The organism is Actinomadura sp. NEAU-AAG7 (assembly GCF_018603865.1).
GTDB classification, from domain to species: Bacteria; Actinomycetota; Actinomycetes; order Streptosporangiales; family Streptosporangiaceae; genus Spirillospora; species Spirillospora litoris.
This window is the reverse complement of the sequence record NZ_JAHFZY010000004.1, coordinates 473953-491941: the sequence shown is the minus strand read 5'-3', so window position 1 is coordinate 491941 and position 17989 is coordinate 473953. Positions and strand designations below refer to the sequence as shown.

The following is a 17989-nucleotide window of genomic DNA, read 5'->3' as shown; positions in this document are numbered from 1 at the left end:
CCCCGGCAGCGGATCCGAGGAGCAGCCTGCATGTCGTCCCAGGTCACCGGGCGGTCGTCCAGTACCGGCGGCACCGTCAAGGACCAAGAGATCGCCACCGAGCAGCGCTACGTCGACCTCGCGTACGCGCGGCTGGAGGAGATGCGCGCGGACGCCCAGGCCATGCTCCGCGAGGGCTACCGGCAGTCGCTCGCCGGCACCAAGGGCTCGCTCGTCGACCGGGACGCGATGGTCCACCAGGCGGCCCTGCGCGCGCAGGCGCTCGACGTCGCCGACGACGGGCTGGTCTTCGGCCGCCTCGACCTCGCCACCCGCGAGATCCGCTACGTCGGGCGCATCGGCGTGCGGACCCGCGACCACGACTCCCTGGTGATCGACTGGCGCGCCCCCGCCGCCGAGGACTTCTACCGCGCCACCCCCGAGGACCCGCGCGGCGTCGTGCGGCGCCGCGTCCTGCACTCGCGCGGCCACACGGTCGTCGACCTGGAGGACGACCTGCTCGACCCGGCCGCCGCGCAGGAGATGACGGTGGTCGGCGACGGCGCGTTCCTGGCCTCCCTCGCCCGCACCCGCGAGGGCGCGATGCGCGACATCGTCGCGACGATCCAGCGCGAGCAGGACGAGGTGATCCGCGCGCCCGCCGAGGGCACCGTCCTCGTGCGCGGCGCCCCCGGCACCGGCAAGACCGCCGTCGCGCTGCACCGGGTCGCCTACCTGCTGTTCCGGCACCGCCGCCGGTTCGGCTCGCGCGGCGTGCTGGTGGTCGGCCCGAACCGCCGCTTCACCGCCTACATCGAGCGCGTGCTGCCCTCGCTCGGCGAGGGGTCGGCGACGCTGCGCTCGCTCGGCGACCTGGTCGACGGCGCGACCGCGAGCGTCCACGACTCGCCCCGGCTGGCCCGGCTGAAGGGCGCCGAGACGATGGCGGCGGTGCTGCGCCGCGCCGTCACCGACCACGCCCCCGGCGCGCCGAACGAGCTGCGCGTGGTGTTCAAGGGCGTGGTCGTCGCGCTGGACCGGGCCCGCCTCGACCGGATCCGCGGCGAGGTCCACCGGCGCAGCCGGGGCGCCGTGAACGCGGCCCGCGGCCGCGCCGCCGACGCCCTGCTCGACGCCCTGTGGGAGCGGTTCAACGACCTCGGCGGTCCCGAGGCCGCCGAGGCGGCCGAGGGCGCGGAGGCCGGGCTGTGGAACGCGATCCTCGCGGCCGACGGCCTCGCCTCGATCGACGACGAGCCCGGCCACCCGAACGGCAACGGCGACGGGTCGGCCGGCAAGCGCGCCCAGTTCGACACGCGGGTCCGCGAGCAGCGCCCGTTCACCGACTTCCTCGTCGCCTGGTGGCCGCTCCGCCGCCCGCTGGACGTGCTGCGCTCCCTCGGCGACCCGAACCGGCTGCGGCACGCCGCCGGCCGCGACCTCGACCGCGTCGACCTGACGCCGCTCGCCGCGTCCTGGGCCGGGGACGCCCCGCTCAGCTACCAGGACGTCGCGCTGCTCGACGAGATCGACGCGCTGCTCGGCGCGCCGCCCCGCCCGTCCCGGCGCCGCGCCCCCGCCGAGGGCGACCCGTTCGTCGTGGACGGCGTGAACATCCTCACCGGTGAGGAGGTCGCCGACGAGACGTGGGAGCCGGAGATGCAGGAGCTGACCACGTCGATGGAGCGGCTGGAGCGGTCGCGGCGCGTCGACGACGGCGTGGTCGACGAGCGCCCGGAGTACGCGCACATCGTCGTGGACGAGGCGCAGGACCTCTCCCCCATGCAGTGGCGGATGCTCGGCCGCCGGGGCCGCCAGGCGAGCTGGACCATCGTGGAGGACCCGGCCCAGAGCGCCTGGGAGGACCTGGACGCCGCGCGGCAGGCGATGGAGGCCGCGCTCGGCGGCGAGCAGCCGGCGACGCGGGGCCGGTCCCGCCGGGGGAAGCCGCGCCGCAAGGCCCCGCCCCGCCGCGCCCGGCACGAGTACGAGCTGACCACGAACTACCGCAACTCGACGGAGATCGCCGCCGTGTCCGCGCGGGTGCTGGCGGTCGCGCTGCCCGAGGCGCGCCCGGCGCGCGCGGTGCGCACCTCGGGGATCGAGCCGGTCGTCCGCGTCGTGCCGGAGGCCGGCCTCGCCGCCGCCGCCCGCGCGTCCGTCGAGGAGCTGCTCGGCCAGGTCGACGGGACGATCGGCCTGATCGTCCCGATGGCGCTGGAGGAGGACGGCCAGCTCACCCTGGACGGCCCGGCCGCCCCCGAGAGCACCGCCTGGGACGCCGCGGCCCGCGAGCGCCTCGGCGCGGGGCTGCCCGAGCGCGTGCAGGTGCTCGACGTCCTGGAGGCCAAGGGCCTGGAGTTCGACGCCGCCGTGATCGTCGCTCCCGAGACCGTCGCCGACCAGTCACCGCGCGGCCTGCGCGTCCTGTACGTGGCGGTCTCCCGCGCCACCCAGCGCCTGACCGTCCTCACCTCCGACCCCGCCTGGCAGCGCACCCTCACGACCTAGGGCACCCCCGCACAGCGGCCTCAGCCTTCACGCGAGCGCGTGACCTGAGCGGTGGGGCGACGCCGGAGCCGAGCCTCGCCGGGAAGATCGCGAAGCGATGCCGCACTCGCCAAAGGCATGGTCAAGGTGCGAGCCGCTAGCCGAGTACCTTGGGCCAGGGCTTCAATAGACACAGCGCCCCCGCCTACCTGTGGACGGAGATCCATGAGCGGCCGAAACCCCGCCCCCCGGCGAAGCTATGCCGGCCGTTCCGCGCAGGAGCGCCGCGCCGAACGACGGGAGCGGCTGCTGGCCGCGGGCCTGGAGCTGTTCGGAACGCGCGGCTACGCGGCCACCTCGATCGAGCGGCTGTGCGCGACGGCGAGCGTGTCCACCCGCAACTTCTACGAGGAGTTCTCCGGCCGCGAGGAGCTGCTCACCGCGCTGCACCGCGACATCAACGAGCGCGCGCGGGACGCGCTCATCGAGGCCTACGGCGACCCGTCCGGCGCGGGGCTGGCCGCCCTCGCCGAGCGCACCGTCCGCGCGTTCGTCACCGTCACCGCGAGCGACCCGCGCTGGGCCCGCATCGCGTTCGTCGAGGTCATCGGCGTCAGCGCCGACCTGGAGCGGCACCGCGCCCGGTGGCGGGCGCAGTGGGCCGAGGCGATCCTGGCGATCACCCGGGAGGCGGTCACGCGCGGCGAGGCCCCCGACCGCGACTACGGCCTGACCGTCATCGCGATCATCGGGGCCGTCGACGACCTCGTGCACCACTGGTCCGCGCGCGGGCAGGACATCCCCCTCGACGACATCGTCACCGAGCTGACCCACCTGATGCTCGCGGCCATCACGACCGCTAGATGATCGGCGGACGTCCGGTGCGGGTCATGCGCCAGGCCGTGCGCCAGGAGATGGGACGGCGCGGCCCCGCCGGCTTGCGCCAGCCCTCGGCGAACCCCTTGAACCAGGGCTTGAGGGCGCTCGGCCTGCGCTCGCGCAGCACGGTCATCCCCACCCACACGGTGAGGTAGGTCAGCGCGAGCAGCCACGGAAGGTTGCGGCGGGCCAGCCACACGCGGTTGCGGGCGTTGTAGCGGTAGAACATGTCGTGCCGGGTGGGCAGCACGGCGGGGTGGAACATCACCGCCGACGCGTCGTAGACGATCCGGTACCCGGCGTCGAGGATCTGCCAGGCGAGGTCGGTCTCCTCGTGGGCGTAGAAGAAGTCCTCGGGCAGGCCGCCGCCCGCGTCGAAGGCGGCGCGGCGGATCGCGCAGGCGCCGCCGAGGAACGTGGTGACGGGCGAGGAGCGCTCCGGGTCGCCCGCGCGCAGCCGGGGGACGTGGCGCCGCTCGCCGCGGCCGCCCTCGGGGTCGCGGACGCGGAAGGAGACCACGCCGAGGTCGGGCTCGGCGGAGAAGCGGTCGCGCAGGTAGGTGCCGAGACGGTTGGAGCGGTACCAGCCGTCGTCGTCCAGGAACAGGACGACGTCGCCGGACGACGCCTCGACGCCCCGGTTGCGCCCGGCGGGGATGCCGACGTTCTTCGGCAGGCTCAGCGTCCGGACGCGCTCGTCGTCGAAGGGCGCCGCCCCGGCGCCGGCGCCGACGGGGTCGACGCCGTTGCCGACGAGGACGACCTCCACGTCCACGTGCTCCTGGTCCAGCGCGCTCCGCACGGCGCGGGCCAGCTCCTCCGGGCGGTTGCCCATCGTGAGGACGACGACGCTGATCTTCACTTCAGTCTCCGGGAGGCCAGGATGCTGACCAGGTGCAGCAGGGTCTGCAGGACGGCGACGGCGGCGACGGCGACCATCAGGACGCGGGTCGCCGCGGGGGTGTCGGTGCCGAGCACGACGTCCAGCGCGGCGGCGCCGAGGATCAGCAGCGACAGCTCGACCGCGCCGATGATCCGGTGGAAGCGCAGCATGGAGGCCGCCTGCCGGGCCAGCGCGATGCCGGTGGAGCGCGGCCGCAGCGCCCGGTCGCCGCCGGAGGGGTCGGCGGTCAGCCCCGACTTGGCCCGCGCCACGACGACGTTGTCGGTCTCCGCCTTGATCAGGGCGGCGCCGAGCGCGGCGACGAGCCCGAGCTCGACCCAGCCGCCGTTCCTCCAGCCGCCCTGCGCGGCGAACCCGAGCCCGATGAGCAGGGACACCTCGGAGAGGTAGTGGCCGATCCGGTCGAGGAACACCCCGGCGACCGACGTCCGGCGCAGGTAGCGGGCGACCTCGCCGTCCACGCAGTCGAGCAGGAGGTAGACCTGGATGAGGACGGCGCCGCCGAGCGCCGTCCACAGCGCGGCGGTGCCGGAGGCGGGCAGCGACACCACGGCGCCCGCGACGATGCCGCTGAGCATCATCAGGTAGGTGAGCTGGTTGGGGCTGAACCCGAGGCGCAGCGCGATCCACGCGAAGTAGGGGGACAGGTCGCGCATGTAGAGGCGGCCGGCCCAGTGCTCCTCGTTGCGCCGGTCCTTCAGGCCGGGCGGCTGCCCGTACCGGCGGATGTCGGCGACGCTCGCGCCCCGGCGGTCGGGCCGCTGGTCGGGCCGCTGGTCGCCGCCGCCCGCCGCACCGGCGGGGGCCTGGTGATCGGGGGCCTCAGCCTCCATGGGCCTGGACATACTCTTCCACCGCCTTGAGGGTCGCGCCGTAGTCGAGGCCGAGATGTTCCAAGATCGTGTAGCGGCCGGGCCGGGTCTGCGGGGCGTACTGGACGGCCTCGGCGAACTGCTCGACCGACAGGCCGACGTCGCCGGGGAACCGGGGCAGGCCGTGCCGGCCGAGGCAGGCGAGGATCTCCTCCAGCCGCCGCTCGCCCTCGCCCAGCCGGGTCGCGCGCAGGTGGTAGCAGAACGCCGCGCCGATCCCGGCCAGCTCGCCGTGGTTGGCGGTGCCGGGGTAGAGCTGGTCGATGGCGTGCAGGATCTCGTGGTCGCCGCCGCTGGCGGGGCGGGAGTCCCCGGCGAACGACATCGCCATCCCCGACAGCACGAGCCCCTCGGCGAGGACGGTCAGGAACCGGTCCGACTCGATCGACTCGGGCTGGTGCAGCAGCGCCTCGGCGGCGGTGCGGGCGACGGTGAGCGCCATCCGGTCGACGCGCTCGCCGCACTCCTGCGCGGCGAGCAGCCAGTCCTCGACGGCGGAGAAGTTGCTCACCACGTCCCCGATCCCGGCGCGGACGAGGCGCTCCGGCGCGGCCCGCACGTAGTCGAGGTCGACGATCATCGCCAGCGGCATCACGACGCCGAACGAGCCCTTGCCCTTGTCGTGGACGAGCGAGGCGACCGGGGAGCAGATCCCGTCGTGGGAGAGGTTGGTCGCGACCGACACCATCGGGATGCCCGACAGCGTCGCCGCGTACTTGGTCGCGTCGATCGTGCGGCCGCCGCCGATGCCGACGACGGCCTCATACGATCCGGCGCGCAGCTTGGAGCCGAGGCTGACGGCCGCCTCGACGGTGCCGCCCTCGACCTGGAACACCTCGCACGCCGTCAGCGACGGGCGGACGTGCTCGGCGATGTGGTCGCCCTGGCCGGGGCCGACCGCGATCGCCACCCGTCCCTCGGTGGCGATCCTCCTGTCGGCCAGCAGCTCGCCCAGGGCCGCGACGGCCCCGCGCCGCACGTCGATGGACAGCGGTGCGGTCAGCATCCGCGTCAGCAGGGGCATGGGCCTCCTCGATCGTTCGGTCGCGCGGGTCGCGCGGCCGGTTGCTCAGGGCCGGGTGGGCGCCAAGACCGGCGGGCTCAGTAGCCCTTGGCGATCAGGCGGGCCTTCTCCAGGTCGTCGTGGTTGTCGACCTCGACCCAGTCGACGTCGCCGATCGGCGCGACGGCGACGCGCCCGCCCCGGTTGACGAACTCCTGGTAGCCGTCCTCGTAGTACAGGTCGGGGTCGCGCTCGAAGGTGGCCTTCAGCGCGTCGGCCAGCGGCTCCGCGGCGGCCGGCTCGATCAGCGTGGCGCCGATGTACTCGCCGTCGGCGGTGGAGGGGTCCATCAGCTTGGTGATGGTCCGCAGGTGGCCCCCGTCGTCGAGGATCACCTTCATCTCCTCGTCGGCCAGAGTTTTCACGTTGTCCACGGCGAGGAGGATGTCAGGCCCACGAGCGGACAATAGTGTCTTCTCGACCCCGACCGGGTGGACCGTGTCGCCGTTCACCATGAGGACGCCCCTGGAGAAGTACTCCCGAGCCAGCCACATGGAGTAGGCGTTGTTCCACTCCTCGGCCTTGTCGTTGTGGACGAGCGTGATGCTCACGCCGTACCGCTCCTCAAGGGCGGCCTTGCGCTCCTCGACGGCCGAGGCGCGGTAGCCGACGACGATGACGACCTCGGTCAGGCCGACCTCGGCGAGGTTGCCGAGCGCGATGTCGAGGATCGTCGTCCCGCCGTCGGCGGACTCGATCACGGGGACCAGCGCCTTGGGGAGGGTGTCGGTGTAGGGCCGCAGCCTCCGGCCCGCGCCGGCGGCCAGCACCATGCCGATCATGCTTTTCGTTCCTCCAGGTCGAGGGTCACACCGGTGCCGCGTCCGGCCCTCCGGGAGCGTCCGGCCCTCTCGGGGCCGAGCCCGGCGTGAAGGACCCGCCCCGCGGCCGGTCCCGGGCGGGAGCGGTACACGGTGGCGTGGTGGTAGGGCGCGCGGATCGTGACCAGCGCGCGGACAGGGGCGCCGAGATCCCCTGCGCAAACCCCAACACGGCGAGGTAACCATACTCGATCTCGCGCGTCCGGGCGGTCCGGTACGTGGCACGCGGACGCTCAGCGTAGTGCTTGAATGACTTCGGGTCGTGACGAACGGGGTGAGATGGCGACGCGGACGGTGGCGGTGGTACTCGCCGGGGGGATCGGCGCCCGGCTGGGCGCGGGGCGCCCCAAGCAGCTGGTCGAGGTCGGCGGGCGCACGATCCTCGCGCGCTCGATCGCGGCGTTCGACGCGCATCCGGGGGTGGACGAGGTCCTCGTCGTGATGGCGGCGGCGCACCTGCGGGAGGCCGCGGCGATCGCGGCGCCGTTCCGCCGCGTGAGCGCGGTGGTCGAGGGCGGCGAGACCCGCACCGCCTCCTCGGTGGCCGCGCTGCGCCGCCTGGAGGGCCACGCCGACGAGACGCGGGTGCTGTTCCACGACGCCGCCCGCCCGTTCGTGGACGCCGAGGTGATCGGCCGGGTGCTGGACGCGCTGGAGACGCACGAGGCCGTCGCGGTGGGCGTCCCGTCGTCCGACACGATCGTCGTGGTGGAGGACGGGCTCGTCGCCTCGATGCCGCCGCGCGACACGACCGTGCGGTTCCAGACGCCGCAGGGGTTCCGGCTCGGCACCATCCGCAAGGGCTACGAGCTGGCGCTGGCCGACCCCGGGCTGCGCGCGACCGACGACTGCGGCATCGTCCACCGCTACCTGCCGGACGTGCCGGTCCGGGTGGTGGCGGGCAGCGAGCGCAACCTCAAGGTCACCCGCCCCCTGGACGTCGTGATCGCCGAACACCTCGCCGACGGGAAATCATTGTGATCTTCGAGCGGACGCCCGCCGTCATCGGCCACCGGGGCCTCGGTTCGGGCACGCTGACGCCGCCCGGCGGCACGTCGTCGGTCGTGGAGAACACGCTGCCCTCGATGCTCGCGGCCGTCGAGGCGGGGGCGTCATGGGTCGAGATCGACGTGACGCGCACCGCCGACGACCGGCTCGTCCTGCGGCACGACCCGACGACCCCCGAGGGCGACCATGTGGTCGAGCTGCCCGCCGAGGCCACCGGGCTACCGCTGCTGGAGGAGATCTTCGAGGGCCTGCCCGCCGAGGTCGCGGTGGACGTGGACGTCAAGACCGTCCTGGAGGACGCGACCGACGACCCGTCCCGGCGCACCGGCGCGCTGCTGCTGCCGGTGCTGCGGCGCGAGGCGCGGCGCCGCCGGTTGCTGGTGACCTCGTTCGACCCGTCGCTGCTGGTGTTCCTGCGCGAGGAGCTGCCGGGCGTCCCGCTGGGGCTGCTGACCTGGCTGCGGTTCCCGCTGTGGCACGCCGTCCCGGCGGCGGCGGGCCTCGGCCTCCAGGCCGTCGCGCCGCACACCGGGTCGTGCGGGTTCGAGCACCCCGACACGCGGCTGCGCCCGCTGGAGCGCTGCGTCGAGCAGGCCCACAAGGCGGGCCTGGACGTCGTCGTCTGGTGCCCGTCCGCCGAGCGCGCGCCCGACTACAAGGCGGCCGGGGTCGACGCGATGGTGGTCAACGACGTCCCCGGGGTGCTCGCCGCCGTGCGCTGAGGCGGGTCAGGAGCGGTCCTTCCCCTCGCCGCGCAGGTCGTCGCCGCCGTACATCTGCGTCCACTCGCCGACGCCCTCGCCCGAGCCGCCCTGCGGCGACGACGGCTTCGGGCTCTGTGCGGGCGGCGGCGCGAACGGGCTGGGCGAGCTGCCCGGCGCGCCGGGAGCGCCGGGAGCGGGCTGCGCGGGATGTGCGGGGTGGCCGTACGGGCCGCTCGGCGACTGCCACGGCTGGTCCTGCGGCGGACGCCCCGGAGCGCCGGGCGGAGGGGCCGCGTGCCCGGGGGGCGCGCCCAGCGGCGGCGGAGGGGCCATCTGGCCGCCCATCGGGGCGGACATCGGTCGTCCCGGCGGCGGGCCCAGCGGCGCGGGCGGCGGGCCACCGAAGCGCGGTGCCGCGCCCGCGGTGCTCGCCGTCCAGCGGGACGGCGCGAGCGAGGCCACGATCAGCAGCACCCCGATGACCAGGAAGCCGCCGTAGGACGCCAGCGTCATGTACCCGACCGTGAACCTGTCGGGGGCGAAGTCCCGCACGGTGTTCTCGGCCGCCCAGTTGGGGGCGAGCACCCACAGGACCCCGACGGAGGCGAACGCGACGCCGGGGACGAGCGAGGCGAGCGGCGAGAGCCGCGACCCCGCCGACACCCCGAGGACGGCCGCGACCAGGATCAGCAGCGCCGCGCCGACCCACTTGTCGCTGCCGCCCGCCCGGCCCGTGTAGGCCGACAGCCGGATGCCGAACCCGAGTTTCTGGGCGCCGTACAGCAGGGCCCCGGCCACCAGTGGCGTGATGATCAGACCGATCAGCGCGCCTATCACGTGACGTGCGCTGTTGGACATGCCCACCTCCTCGTCGGTTGGCGGCATGACCGCCAACCTAACCCTCAGACGTACCTGAGCGCACGGGGGTTCAGGGGAGGAGCGGGCTGCCCGCTATCGGACGGCTTCTCCTGGTTTGGCCGGAGCGGGCTGGCCGAGCCCGGGCGGGCTGGTGAGGAAGCCGACACCCCAGGTGAGGTGCATGGTCGCGAAGACCAGCGGGAGGCGCAGCCACGCCGACACCGGCAGGCCCCGCCCCTCGACGGCGGCGCCCGCGACCATCGCCGCCGCGTAGCCGCCGGGCAGGATCCAGCCCGGCCAGAAGCCGACCGCGCCCGCCACCACGCCCGCGGTGATCGCCAGCACGGCGATCGGCGGCGCGAGGTAGCGCAGGTTGAGCGTGCCCTGGTGCTCGCGCCCGACGACGCGGCGCCAGCGCCCGGTGTGGAAGTACTGCTTGGCGAGGGCCCGCAGGTTGGGCCGGGGGCGGTAGGTGACGCGCATCCGGGGGGTGAAGAAGATCCGCCCGCCGCTCTGCCGGATGCGGTGGTTCATCTCCCAGTCCTGGGCGCGGGTGAAGGTCTCGTCGTAGCCGCCGACCCGCTCCAGCGCGCTGCGGCGGAACGTGCCGAGGTAGACGGTCTCGACCTCGCCGGCCTCGCCGCCGGTGTGGAAGCGGGCGTTGCCGACGCCGAGCTTGGAGGTCATCGCGCGCGCGACGGCCTTCTCGAACGCGGTGACGCCCTCGGCGGCCATGATGCCGCCCACGTTGTCGGCGCCGGACTCCTCCATCGTCTCGACCGCCGCGCGGACGTAGTCGGGCGGCAGCAGCGAGTGGCCGTCCACCCGGACGATGATCGAGTACTGCGACGCCTTGATCGCGATGTTGAGGCCCTGCGGGGTGCGGCCGGTCGGGTTCGCGACCACGACGATGCGGGCGTCCTCCCCGGCCAGCCTGCGGGAGATCTCCTCGGTGCGGTCGCGCGAGGGCCCGATCGCCAGGACCAGCTCAAGCTCGCCGGGATAGTCCTGGGTGAGGATGCGCCGGACGGCGTCGGTCAGGTGGCGCTGCTCGTTGAGCACCGGCATCACCACCGACACGGCCGGCCACGTGCGCTCGCCGGCGGCGGCACGCGGCTCGGGCTGCGGCACTGGCTCCGGCTGCGGCACCGGCTCCGGCGCCGGCCGCTCTCCGGTCTGCTGGGCCTGCTTGGCGTGGGGAGACGGGTTCATATGGGCTCGCGGACACACCTCGACCTACCGGCCGGAGGAGGCCCCCCTTCCTCTCTCTCGCTGGCTTGCCTGACGCGGCCCACGCCACCCAGGATCACGTGCGGGCCGCCGGGTGTGGTCAAGTCGGCGCCACGTTACTGCAAGGACACGAGGTCCAGGTAGCCATCGGACGGGTGTCTCCCACTTTAGAGTGGGGGGCACTCGCGTCGACACGCGCTGGATGGCAGTCCTTGGGGAGGCGGGCGGTCGCATGGCAGACGGGCACGACTCAGGTCGAGGCGACTCCGACCCGCTGGAACACTACTTCCGGCCCCGCCCGGGTGGCGCGGCGAAGGGTCCGGGGTCCGGCGACGAGGGCGATATCGAGGGCGTGACCATCGAGGGCATGCCCGCCCCGAGGGTGCCGGTGGAGGGCCGCGGGCCCCGCCGCCCGGGGCCGACGCTGAGCCCGCGCGCGGCGGTGAGCGCCCGGCGGCAGCGCCGTTTCCTCATGGTCACCGGGACGATGTCGGCGTTCGTGCTGCTGACCTCCGGCGGCGCGTGGGCCTTCCAGAACTACGTGACCGGCGCGATCGACAAGGTGTCGGTCGGCGGGCTCGGCAAGGGCAAGGACGCGCCGAAGGGCGCGATGACGATCCTGGTCGCGGGCGTCGACCGGCGCGAGGGGCTGACGCGCGAGCAGCAGCGGGCGGCCAGGCTCGGGCACGAGCCGGGCGAGCGGTCCGACACGATGATGCTGCTGCACATCTCCCGCGACCACGACGACGTGTCGGTCGTGAACCTGCCGCGCGACTCCTACGTCACGATCCCGGCGCACGACTCGAACGGCTCGGAGGGCGCGAAGGGGGCGCGGGTCCCGGCCCGTCCCGGCAAGCTGACCTGGGCCTACCAGTTCGGCGGGCCCGACCTGACCGTCGACACGATCAAGCGGGCCACCGGCGTGTCCATCGACCACTACGTCGAGGTCAACTTCTACGGCTTCGTCAACATGGTGGACGCGCTCGGCGGTGTGGACATCTGCACCGAGCAGCCGATCGACGACGCCAAGAGCGGGCTGAAGCTCCCGGCGGGCAAGTCGCACGTGGACGGCCTGAAGGCGCTCGGGTTCGCGCGCGCCCGCTACACGCTGACCGGCGGCAGCGACCTCGGGCGCATCGACCGGCAGCAGCAGTTCATGGCGCAGATGATGAAGCAGGCGCTCTCGTCCAGGACGCTGAGCGACCCGGTGAAGTCGACGCGGTTCCTGAACGCGGCGCTGAAGTCGCTGCGCGTCGACCCGAAGCTCGCCAAGAACCTGCCGAAGCTCGCCAACCAGATGAAGGACCTCTCGACCGACCGGCTGACGTTCGCGAAGGTGCCGCTGGCCAACCCCGACTACAACACCGTGCTGTGGAACGCCTCGACCCCGCAGTCGACCGTCCAGTGGGACGAGCGCCGCGCGCGGGACCTGTTCACCCGGATCCGGCGCGACAAGGCGCTGGCCAAGGAGACCCCGAAGCCGAAGCCGAGCGCGAGCCCGACGACCAAGAAGCCGGGCGAGGAGTTGACCGTGCCGCCGGACGAGATCCAGGTGCGCGTGCTCAACGCGATCGGCACCCGGGGGCTCGCGACGCGCGCGGGCGGGGAGTTGAACCGGGCCGGATTCCACGCGAGCGTCGTGCCCGGCGTGGCGCGGCGCGGGCTCCAGACGACGCAGATCCAGTACGGCCCGGGCCGCGAGGACTCGGCCAAGACCCTCGCCGCCGCGATCCCGGGGGCGCGGCTGAAGAAGGTCTCCTCGCTCGGGAGCCGCATCCAGGTGCTGGTCGGCGGCGACTGGGACGGGGTGAAGAAGGTCAAGGTGACCGGCGCGTCGCCGACCCCGACGCCGTCGTCCGGCACCCCGGCGGTGGAGACCGGCACGGCCACCCAGAAGCTCTGCGACTGACGGCACGACCACCCTGCGGCCCGCCGGACGCCCTCCCCTAGAATGCGGTTCTAGGAGCGAGGGAGGTCCCTGTGGAGGCGTTCTACCGGCCGCTCGGCGGCGGGCTGTTCGCGAGCACCCCGGCGACGGCGGGCCCCTGGTCGCCGCACGCGCAGCACGCCGGGCCGGTCGCGGGCCTGCTCGGGCACGTCCTCGAACGACACGAGCCGGACTCTGGCGGGGGGTCGACCCGCCACACCCCCCGGAACGGCTCGGACTCTGGTGGGGGGACGACCCCCCACACCCCCCGGAACGACCCGGATTCTGGTGGGGGGACGACCCCCCACACCCCCCGGAACGGCTCGAAGCCGCGCACGCGCATCGCCCGGGTGACGGTGGAGATCCTCGGCCCCGTCCCGGTGGCGGAGCTGGCGGTGACGGCGCGGGTCCTGCGTCCGGGGCGGCGGGTGGCGCTGCTCGAAGCGGAGATGACGCACGCGGGACGGCCGGTGGCACGTGCCACCGCCTGGCGGATCCTCGCGGCGCCCGAGCGGCTCCCCTCGGTCTGGCACGCTCCCGCGCCGCCGCCGATGCCGGCGGCGGCCTCGCCGCTGGTGGCGTGGGAGGGCGCCCACCTCGACGGCTACCTGTCGGCGATGGAGTGGCGCGTGGTCGAGGGCGCCCTCGGACGTCCCGGGCCCGGCGTGGTCTGGGCGCGGCCCCGGATCCCGCTCGTCGCGGGCGAGGCCGACACGCCGCTCGTGCGGGCGCTCGTGCTGGCCGACAGCGCGTCCGGCGTCGGCAGCCAGCTCGATCTCTCCAAGTGGCTGATCATCAACACCGACCTGACCGTCGCGCTGCACCGCGACCCGGTCGGCGAATGGCTGTGCATGGGCGCCGCGCTGCACGCGAGCGCGCTGGGCAGCGCGCTGTGCGAGGCCACGCTGGCCGACCGCGACGGCGACGTCGGGCGCGTCCTGCAGACCCTCCTGGTGGACGAGCTCCCCTCCGCCTGAGCCCCGGCTCGACCGGACCCGACCCGCCCTGACCTCGACCACCCTTGATCGCTACTCTCTGTGATGATAGGCAGACAGAGAGAAGTCACGTGCGACCGTCAGGAGACACACAGCATGTCGGCAAGGGTTCTCGTCCTGCTCACCACGACCGCCGCCGCACTGGCCCTCACGGGCTGCGGCAGCGACACTCATCTCGCGTCCGCCGCGCCGACCCCCGGGGGCCATCCCGTGGTGGACGCGCCCGCGGCACAACCCGACCCGGACTCGCCGGAGGCGGGCCCGGCCAAACCGAAGACCAAGCCGAAGGGCAACCCGAAGGCCGCGGCCGCGGAGGCCAAGGACGGCACCGACCTCGGCGCCTGCCTGGACGCCACCTGCGAGGTGGAGGTCAGCGACGGCCAGGAGATCCCGCTGGACGGCAGGCACGGCGCCGACTCGATCGCCGTCAAGGTCAGGGGGGACCAGGTCACCTTCACCATGCGGAACAAGGGCTCGAAGGCCACCACCACGCAGTGGCTGATCGGATCGAACGCGGTCGGCGGGACCTCGGTGTTCAATGGGATCAGGCTGACCCCGCGCAAGGGGCCGGACGGCAAGGTCATCGTGGACATCTCCCACGACTGACGCCCGGGTGAGGCGCGGCCGCGCCCCCGTCCGGTGCCGGACGGGGGCGCGGCCGCGTGAACGGGCGATCACCCGCCGGCGGGACGTCCGGCCCCGCACCCCGTAGGATTTCGGACACGCGCACCATGTGCGAACCCCCGCCAAACGCCGCTCGCCACCCCCTCCCGCGGAGACCCCGCGGCGGCGGCGAACCGAGAGGAGCCCGACTTGGCCCACCGGCTGACGGTCATCGGAACCGGTTACCTCGGCGCCACGCACGCCGCCTGCATGGCGGACCTCGGCTTCGAGGTCCTCGGCCTGGACATGGACGAGGAGAAGGTCGCCCGGCTGTCGGCCGGTGACCTGCCCTTCTACGAACCCGGGCTGGAACCGGTGCTGCGCCGGGGGCTGGAGAGCGGGCGGCTGCGCTTCACCTCGTCCTACGCGGAGGCCGCCGAGTTCGGCGACGTGCACTTCCTCTGCGTCGGCACCCCGCAGAAGTCGGGCGAGTACGCCGCCGACCTGACCTACGTGAACGCGGCGGTCGAGGCGCTGGCGCCGCTGCTGACCCGGCCCTGCCTGGTCGTCGGCAAGTCCACGGTCCCGGTCGGGACGGCCGCGCGGCTCGGTGACGTGCTGGCCCGGCTCGCGCCCGTCGGCGGCGACGCCGTCCTCGCCTGGAACCCCGAGTTCCTGCGCGAGGGCTTCGCCGTCGACGACACGCTGAACCCCGACCGGATCGTGGTCGGCCTGCCCGGCGAGCAGGGCGCCGCCGAGCACGCCGAGAAGGTCCTGCGCGAGGTCTACGCGAGCGCGCTGGGCGCCGGGACCCCGCTCGTCACCGCCGACTTCCCGACCGCCGAGCTCGTGAAGGTGTCGGCCAACGCGTTCCTCGCCACCAAGATCTCCTTCATCAACGCGATGGCCGAGGTCTGCGAGGCCGCGCACGCCGACGTGACGAAGCTCTCGGAGGCGCTCTCCTACGACGACCGGATCGGCGGCCGGTTCCTCGGCCCCGGCCTCGGCTTCGGCGGCGGCTGCCTGCCCAAGGACATCCGCGCGTTCATGGCCCGCGCGGGCGAGTTGGGCGCCGACCAGGCGCTCACGTTCCTGCGCGAGGTCGACGAGATCAACATCCGCCGCCGCATCCGCATGGTGGACCTCGCCCGGCAACTGCTCGGCGGCTCCTTCATCGGCCGGACGGTCGGCGTGCTCGGCGCCGCGTTCAAGCCGAACTCCGACGACGTCCGCGACTCCCCCGCCCTGGACGTGGCCGCCTCCATCCGCGCGCAGGGCGGCAAGGTCACCGTCTACGACCCGCAGGCCATGCCCAACGCCCGCCGCGCCCACCCGTCCCTGGACTTCGGCGAGTCGGCGCTCGCGGCGGCGGCCGGCGCGCACGTCGTCCTGCTGCTGACCGAGTGGGCCGAGTTCCGCGACATGGAGCCCGACGCCCTGGCCGGCGCCGTCGCCGAGCGCAACCTGGTCGACGGCCGCAACGCCCTGGACCCCGAACGCTGGCGCGCCGCGGGCTGGAACTACCGCGCCCTCGGCCGTCCCTAGGCGGGAACGCCCCGGAACCCGGGGGTGTTGTGCGACGTATGGGGCATTTTGCTGAGCCGGACGTCATCGAGCGGTTGTTGAGCGACACCAAGGTCTGGGCCTTCGTGGGCCTGGGCGCCAACCCGGCGCGCGAGGTCTACAACCAGGCGCGCCTGCTCCAGGGGCGGGGAAAGCGGATCATCCCCGTGCACCCGGACGGCGAGGAGGTCCTCGGCGAGCAGGCGTACGCCTCGCTGGCCGACGTCCCCGGGGACATCGACGTCGTGGGCGTCTACCGGCGCTCGGAGTTCGCGGGCGCCGTCGTGGACGAGGCGATCGCGGCCGGCGCGAAGGCCGTGTGGCTCCCGCTCGACGTGGTCGACGAAGCCGCCGGGCGGCGGGCGCGCGACGCGGGCCTGGACGTCGTCATGGACCGGTGCCCGGCGATCGAGTGGGCGAAGCGCCGGTAGCGGCGGGCGGCGCTCAGAGCTGGGCTCGCAGGCGGGCGCCCTTCGCCTTGGCCTGACCGTAGAGGTCGCGCTGGAAGACCTTCATCCTCGCCTGGAGCTCCTCGTCGGCGGCGGCGAGGATGCGGACGGCCAGGAGCCCCGCGTTGCGCGCGGCGCCGACCGCGACGGTGGCGACCGGGACCCCGGCGGGCATCTGGACGATCGACAGCAGCGAGTCCATCCCGTCCAGGTACTTCAGCGGGACGGGCACGCCGATCACCGGGAGCGGCGTCACCGAGGCGAGCATGCCGGGCAGGTGCGCGGCGCCGCCGGCCCCGGCGATGATCACCGCCAGGCCCCGGCCGGCGGCCTGCTCGCCGTAGGCGATCATGTCGTGCGGCATCCGGTGCGCGGAGACGACGTCGGCCTCGTAGGGGACGCCGAACTCCTCCAGCGCCTCGCCGGCGGCCTTCATGACCGGCCAGTCGGAGTCGCTGCCCATGACCACGCCCACCAGCGTCATCGCTTCCCCCAGCGCAGGTAGTCGGCCGCGTGGCGCGCGCGCTCGCGGACCTCGTCCAGGTCGGCGCCGAGCGCCGTGACATGACCGACCTTGCGGCCGGGCCGCACGTCCTTGCCGTACAGGTGCACCTTGACGGCCGGGTCGTGGGCCATCACGTGGAAGTAGCGCTCGAACACGTCCGGGGCGTCGCCGCCGAGCACGTTCGCCATCACCGTGTACGGCGCGGTCGGCTCGGTGGAGCCGAGCGGCAGGTCGAGGACGGCGCGCAGGTGCTGCTCGAACTGCGACGTGCGGGCGCCCTCGATCGTCCAGTGCCCGGAGTTGTGCGGGCGCATGGCCAGCTCGTTGACCAGCAGGCCCGTGTCGGTCTCGAACAGCTCGACCGCGAGCAGCCCGGTGACGCCGAGCCGCCCGGCGATGTCGAGGGCGAGGTGCTGCGCCTCGGCCGCGAGGTCGCCGGACAGGCCGGGCGCGGGCGAGATCACCTCGGTGCAGATCCCGCCCTCCTGGACGGTCTCCACGATCGGGTACGCGGCGCCCTGCCCGTAGGGGGAGCGGGCGACGAGCGCGGCGAGCTCCCGCCGGAACGGGACGTGCTGCTCGACCATGAGGTCGACGCCCTCGTCCAGCAGCCGCCGGACGAGGTCGCCCGCGTCGCCGGAGAGGCCCTCGACGACCCAGACGCCCTTGCCGTCGTAGCCGCCGCTGGTGGCCTTGAGGACGAGCGGCCACCCGTGCTCTCCGGCCCAGGACTCCAGGAAGGGCAGCGGCGCGGTGGACGGGACGTGCGCGTATGCGGGGCAGGGGACGCCGAGTTCGCTGAGCCGGTCGCGCATGACCAGCTTGTTCTGCGCGTGGGCGAGGGCCGCCGACCCCGGGCGGCACGCCACGCCCGACCTCTCCAGCTCCTGGATGTGCGGCCCCGGCACGTGCTCGTGGTCGAAGGTGACGACGTCGCAGCCCTGGGCGAAGGCGCGCAGGTCGCCGAGCGAGCGGTCGTCGCCGGTCCGGACGTCCGCGACGACCTTGGCGGCGGAGTCGTCGGCGGCCCCGGCCAGCACGCGCAGCGGCACGCCCAGCGCGATCGCCGCCTGCTGCGTCATCCGGGCGAGCTGCCCGCCGCCCGCCATCCCGACGACGGGGGTGGTGCGCGCCACCCT

17 protein-coding genes are annotated in these 17989 nt (G+C 74.1%); 9 read left to right on the top strand and 8 right to left on the bottom strand.

Going from position 1 to position 17989, the window contains the following annotated elements:
- Window positions 1-30 precede the first annotated feature (30 nt).
- Window positions 31-2490 (top strand): AAA family ATPase, encoded by a 2460-nt coding sequence (locus KLI87_RS21300; RefSeq protein ID WP_214618376.1) that lies wholly within the window; start codon window positions 31-33, stop codon window positions 2488-2490.
- A 204-nt stretch (window positions 2491-2694) separates the two neighbouring features.
- The gene (locus KLI87_RS21295) at window positions 2695-3336 is read left to right on the top strand and encodes a TetR/AcrR family transcriptional regulator (RefSeq protein ID WP_156219510.1); all 642 of its coding nucleotides are present in this window, start codon (window positions 2695-2697) and stop codon (window positions 3334-3336) included.
- Here the strand turns inward: KLI87_RS21295 and KLI87_RS21290 are convergent.
- The 4 genes from KLI87_RS21290 to KLI87_RS21275 all read right to left on the bottom strand — a co-directional run bounded on the left by KLI87_RS21290 (window position 3329) and on the right by KLI87_RS21275 (window position 6969).
- Window positions 3329-4183 (bottom strand): glycosyltransferase, encoded by an 855-nt coding sequence (locus KLI87_RS21290; protein ID WP_156219824.1) that lies wholly within the window; start codon window positions 4181-4183, stop codon window positions 3329-3331. The two genes, KLI87_RS21295 and KLI87_RS21290, sit on opposite strands and share 8 nt — an antisense overlap.
- Before the next feature lie 23 nt (window positions 4184-4206).
- Window positions 4207-5085 carry a CDP-alcohol phosphatidyltransferase family protein gene (locus KLI87_RS21285; protein WP_246250560.1) on the bottom strand — a complete coding sequence of 293 codons (879 nt, stop codon included), beginning with the start codon at window positions 5083-5085 and terminating at the stop codon, window positions 4207-4209.
- Entirely contained in the window at window positions 5075-6148 is a 1074-nt protein-coding gene (locus tag KLI87_RS21280; protein WP_156219512.1) for an iron-containing alcohol dehydrogenase family protein, read from the bottom strand. The genes KLI87_RS21285 and KLI87_RS21280 overlap by 11 nt, the downstream gene beginning before the upstream one ends.
- 77 nt (window positions 6149-6225) lie before the next feature.
- Entirely contained in the window at window positions 6226-6969 is a 744-nt protein-coding gene (locus KLI87_RS21275; protein WP_156219513.1) for a sugar phosphate nucleotidyltransferase, read from the bottom strand.
- Between the two features lie 318 nt (window positions 6970-7287).
- Between KLI87_RS21275 and ispD the strand changes: the two genes are divergently transcribed.
- Both ispD and KLI87_RS21265 read left to right on the top strand, forming a co-directional pair.
- Window positions 7288-7989, top strand: a complete 702-nt coding sequence (ispD, locus tag KLI87_RS21270; protein ID WP_214618374.1) for a 2-C-methyl-D-erythritol 4-phosphate cytidylyltransferase — start codon at window positions 7288-7290, stop codon at window positions 7987-7989.
- Window positions 7986-8738: a glycerophosphodiester phosphodiesterase gene (locus KLI87_RS21265; protein WP_214618373.1), complete on the top strand. Its 753-nt coding sequence runs from the start codon at window positions 7986-7988 to the stop codon at window positions 8736-8738. The genes ispD and KLI87_RS21265 overlap by 4 nt, the downstream gene beginning before the upstream one ends.
- A gap of 6 nt (window positions 8739-8744) precedes the next feature.
- On the opposite strand, the gene KLI87_RS21260 is transcribed toward KLI87_RS21265, so the two are convergent.
- Window positions 8745-9605, bottom strand: coding sequence for a hypothetical protein (locus KLI87_RS21260; RefSeq protein WP_214618372.1), 861 nt, complete (start codon window positions 9603-9605; stop codon window positions 8745-8747).
- Window positions 9606-9671: 66 nt separating this feature from the next.
- Window positions 9672-10790 (bottom strand): glycosyltransferase family 2 protein, encoded by a 1119-nt coding sequence (locus KLI87_RS21255; RefSeq protein WP_156219516.1) that lies wholly within the window; start codon window positions 10788-10790, stop codon window positions 9672-9674.
- A 250-nt stretch (window positions 10791-11040) separates the two neighbouring features.
- Between KLI87_RS21255 and KLI87_RS21250 the strand changes: the two genes are divergently transcribed.
- The 5 genes from KLI87_RS21250 (at window position 11041) to KLI87_RS21230 (ending at window position 16327) form a co-directional block, all read left to right on the top strand.
- Window positions 11041-12717 carry an LCP family protein gene (locus tag KLI87_RS21250; protein ID WP_214618371.1) on the top strand — a complete coding sequence of 559 codons (1677 nt, stop codon included), beginning with the start codon at window positions 11041-11043 and terminating at the stop codon, window positions 12715-12717.
- A 71-nt stretch (window positions 12718-12788) separates the two neighbouring features.
- Window positions 12789-13712 carry a thioesterase family protein gene (locus KLI87_RS21245; RefSeq protein WP_214618370.1) on the top strand — a complete coding sequence of 308 codons (924 nt, stop codon included), beginning with the start codon at window positions 12789-12791 and terminating at the stop codon, window positions 13710-13712.
- A gap of 114 nt (window positions 13713-13826) precedes the next feature.
- Window positions 13827-14336 (top strand): hypothetical protein, encoded by a 510-nt coding sequence (locus tag KLI87_RS21240; RefSeq protein ID WP_214618369.1) that lies wholly within the window; start codon window positions 13827-13829, stop codon window positions 14334-14336.
- Window positions 14337-14543: 207 nt separating this feature from the next.
- Complete coding sequence (locus KLI87_RS21235; protein ID WP_156219519.1) at window positions 14544-15878, top strand: UDP-glucose/GDP-mannose dehydrogenase family protein; 1335 nt, start codon at window positions 14544-14546, stop codon at window positions 15876-15878.
- 38 nt (window positions 15879-15916) lie between these two features.
- Window positions 15917-16327: a CoA-binding protein gene (locus KLI87_RS21230; protein ID WP_214618368.1), complete on the top strand. Its 411-nt coding sequence runs from the start codon at window positions 15917-15919 to the stop codon at window positions 16325-16327.
- A gap of 13 nt (window positions 16328-16340) precedes the next feature.
- Here KLI87_RS21230 and purE read toward each other — a convergent pair whose 3' ends face one another.
- Together purE and KLI87_RS21220 are read right to left on the bottom strand one after the other, a co-directional pair.
- Window positions 16341-16829 (bottom strand): 5-(carboxyamino)imidazole ribonucleotide mutase, encoded by a 489-nt coding sequence (gene purE, locus KLI87_RS21225; protein ID WP_156219521.1) that lies wholly within the window; start codon window positions 16827-16829, stop codon window positions 16341-16343.
- Window positions 16826-17986 (bottom strand): 5-(carboxyamino)imidazole ribonucleotide synthase, encoded by a 1161-nt coding sequence (locus KLI87_RS21220; protein ID WP_374225464.1) that lies wholly within the window; start codon window positions 17984-17986, stop codon window positions 16826-16828. Before KLI87_RS21220 ends, purE begins: the two co-directional genes overlap by 4 nt.
- Window positions 17987-17989 lie beyond the last annotated feature (3 nt).

Bases quoted from the DNA above. Each gene is read 5' to 3' on its own strand.
- KLI87_RS21230 (WP_214618368.1), top strand. From the start codon at position 15,917: ATGGGGCATTTTGCTGAGCCGGACGTCATCGAGCGGTTGTTGAGCGAC.
- KLI87_RS21290 (WP_156219824.1), bottom strand. From the start codon at position 4,183: ATGGGCAACCGCCCGGAGGAGCTGGCCCGCGCCGTGCGGAGCGCGCTG.
- ispD (WP_214618374.1), top strand. From the start codon at position 7,288: ATGGCGACGCGGACGGTGGCGGTGGTACTCGCCGGGGGGATCGGCGCC.
- KLI87_RS21285 (WP_246250560.1), bottom strand. From the start codon at position 5,085: ATGGAGGCTGAGGCCCCCGATCACCAGGCCCCCGCCGGTGCGGCGGGC.
- KLI87_RS21240 (WP_214618369.1), top strand. From the start codon at position 13,827: ATGTCGGCAAGGGTTCTCGTCCTGCTCACCACGACCGCCGCCGCACTG.
- KLI87_RS21255 (WP_156219516.1), bottom strand. From the start codon at position 10,790: ATGAACCCGTCTCCCCACGCCAAGCAGGCCCAGCAGACCGGAGAGCGG.
- KLI87_RS21260 (WP_214618372.1), bottom strand. From the start codon at position 9,605: ATGCCGCCAACCGACGAGGAGGTGGGCATGTCCAACAGCGCACGTCAC.
- KLI87_RS21300 (WP_214618376.1), top strand. From the start codon at position 31: ATGTCGTCCCAGGTCACCGGGCGGTCGTCCAGTACCGGCGGCACCGTC.
- KLI87_RS21275 (WP_156219513.1), bottom strand. From the start codon at position 6,969: ATGATCGGCATGGTGCTGGCCGCCGGCGCGGGCCGGAGGCTGCGGCCC.
- KLI87_RS21250 (WP_214618371.1), top strand. From the start codon at position 11,041: ATGGCAGACGGGCACGACTCAGGTCGAGGCGACTCCGACCCGCTGGAA.
- KLI87_RS21295 (WP_156219510.1), top strand. From the start codon at position 2,695: ATGAGCGGCCGAAACCCCGCCCCCCGGCGAAGCTATGCCGGCCGTTCC.
- purE (WP_156219521.1), bottom strand. From the start codon at position 16,829: ATGACGCTGGTGGGCGTGGTCATGGGCAGCGACTCCGACTGGCCGGTC.
- KLI87_RS21280 (WP_156219512.1), bottom strand. From the start codon at position 6,148: ATGCCCCTGCTGACGCGGATGCTGACCGCACCGCTGTCCATCGACGTG.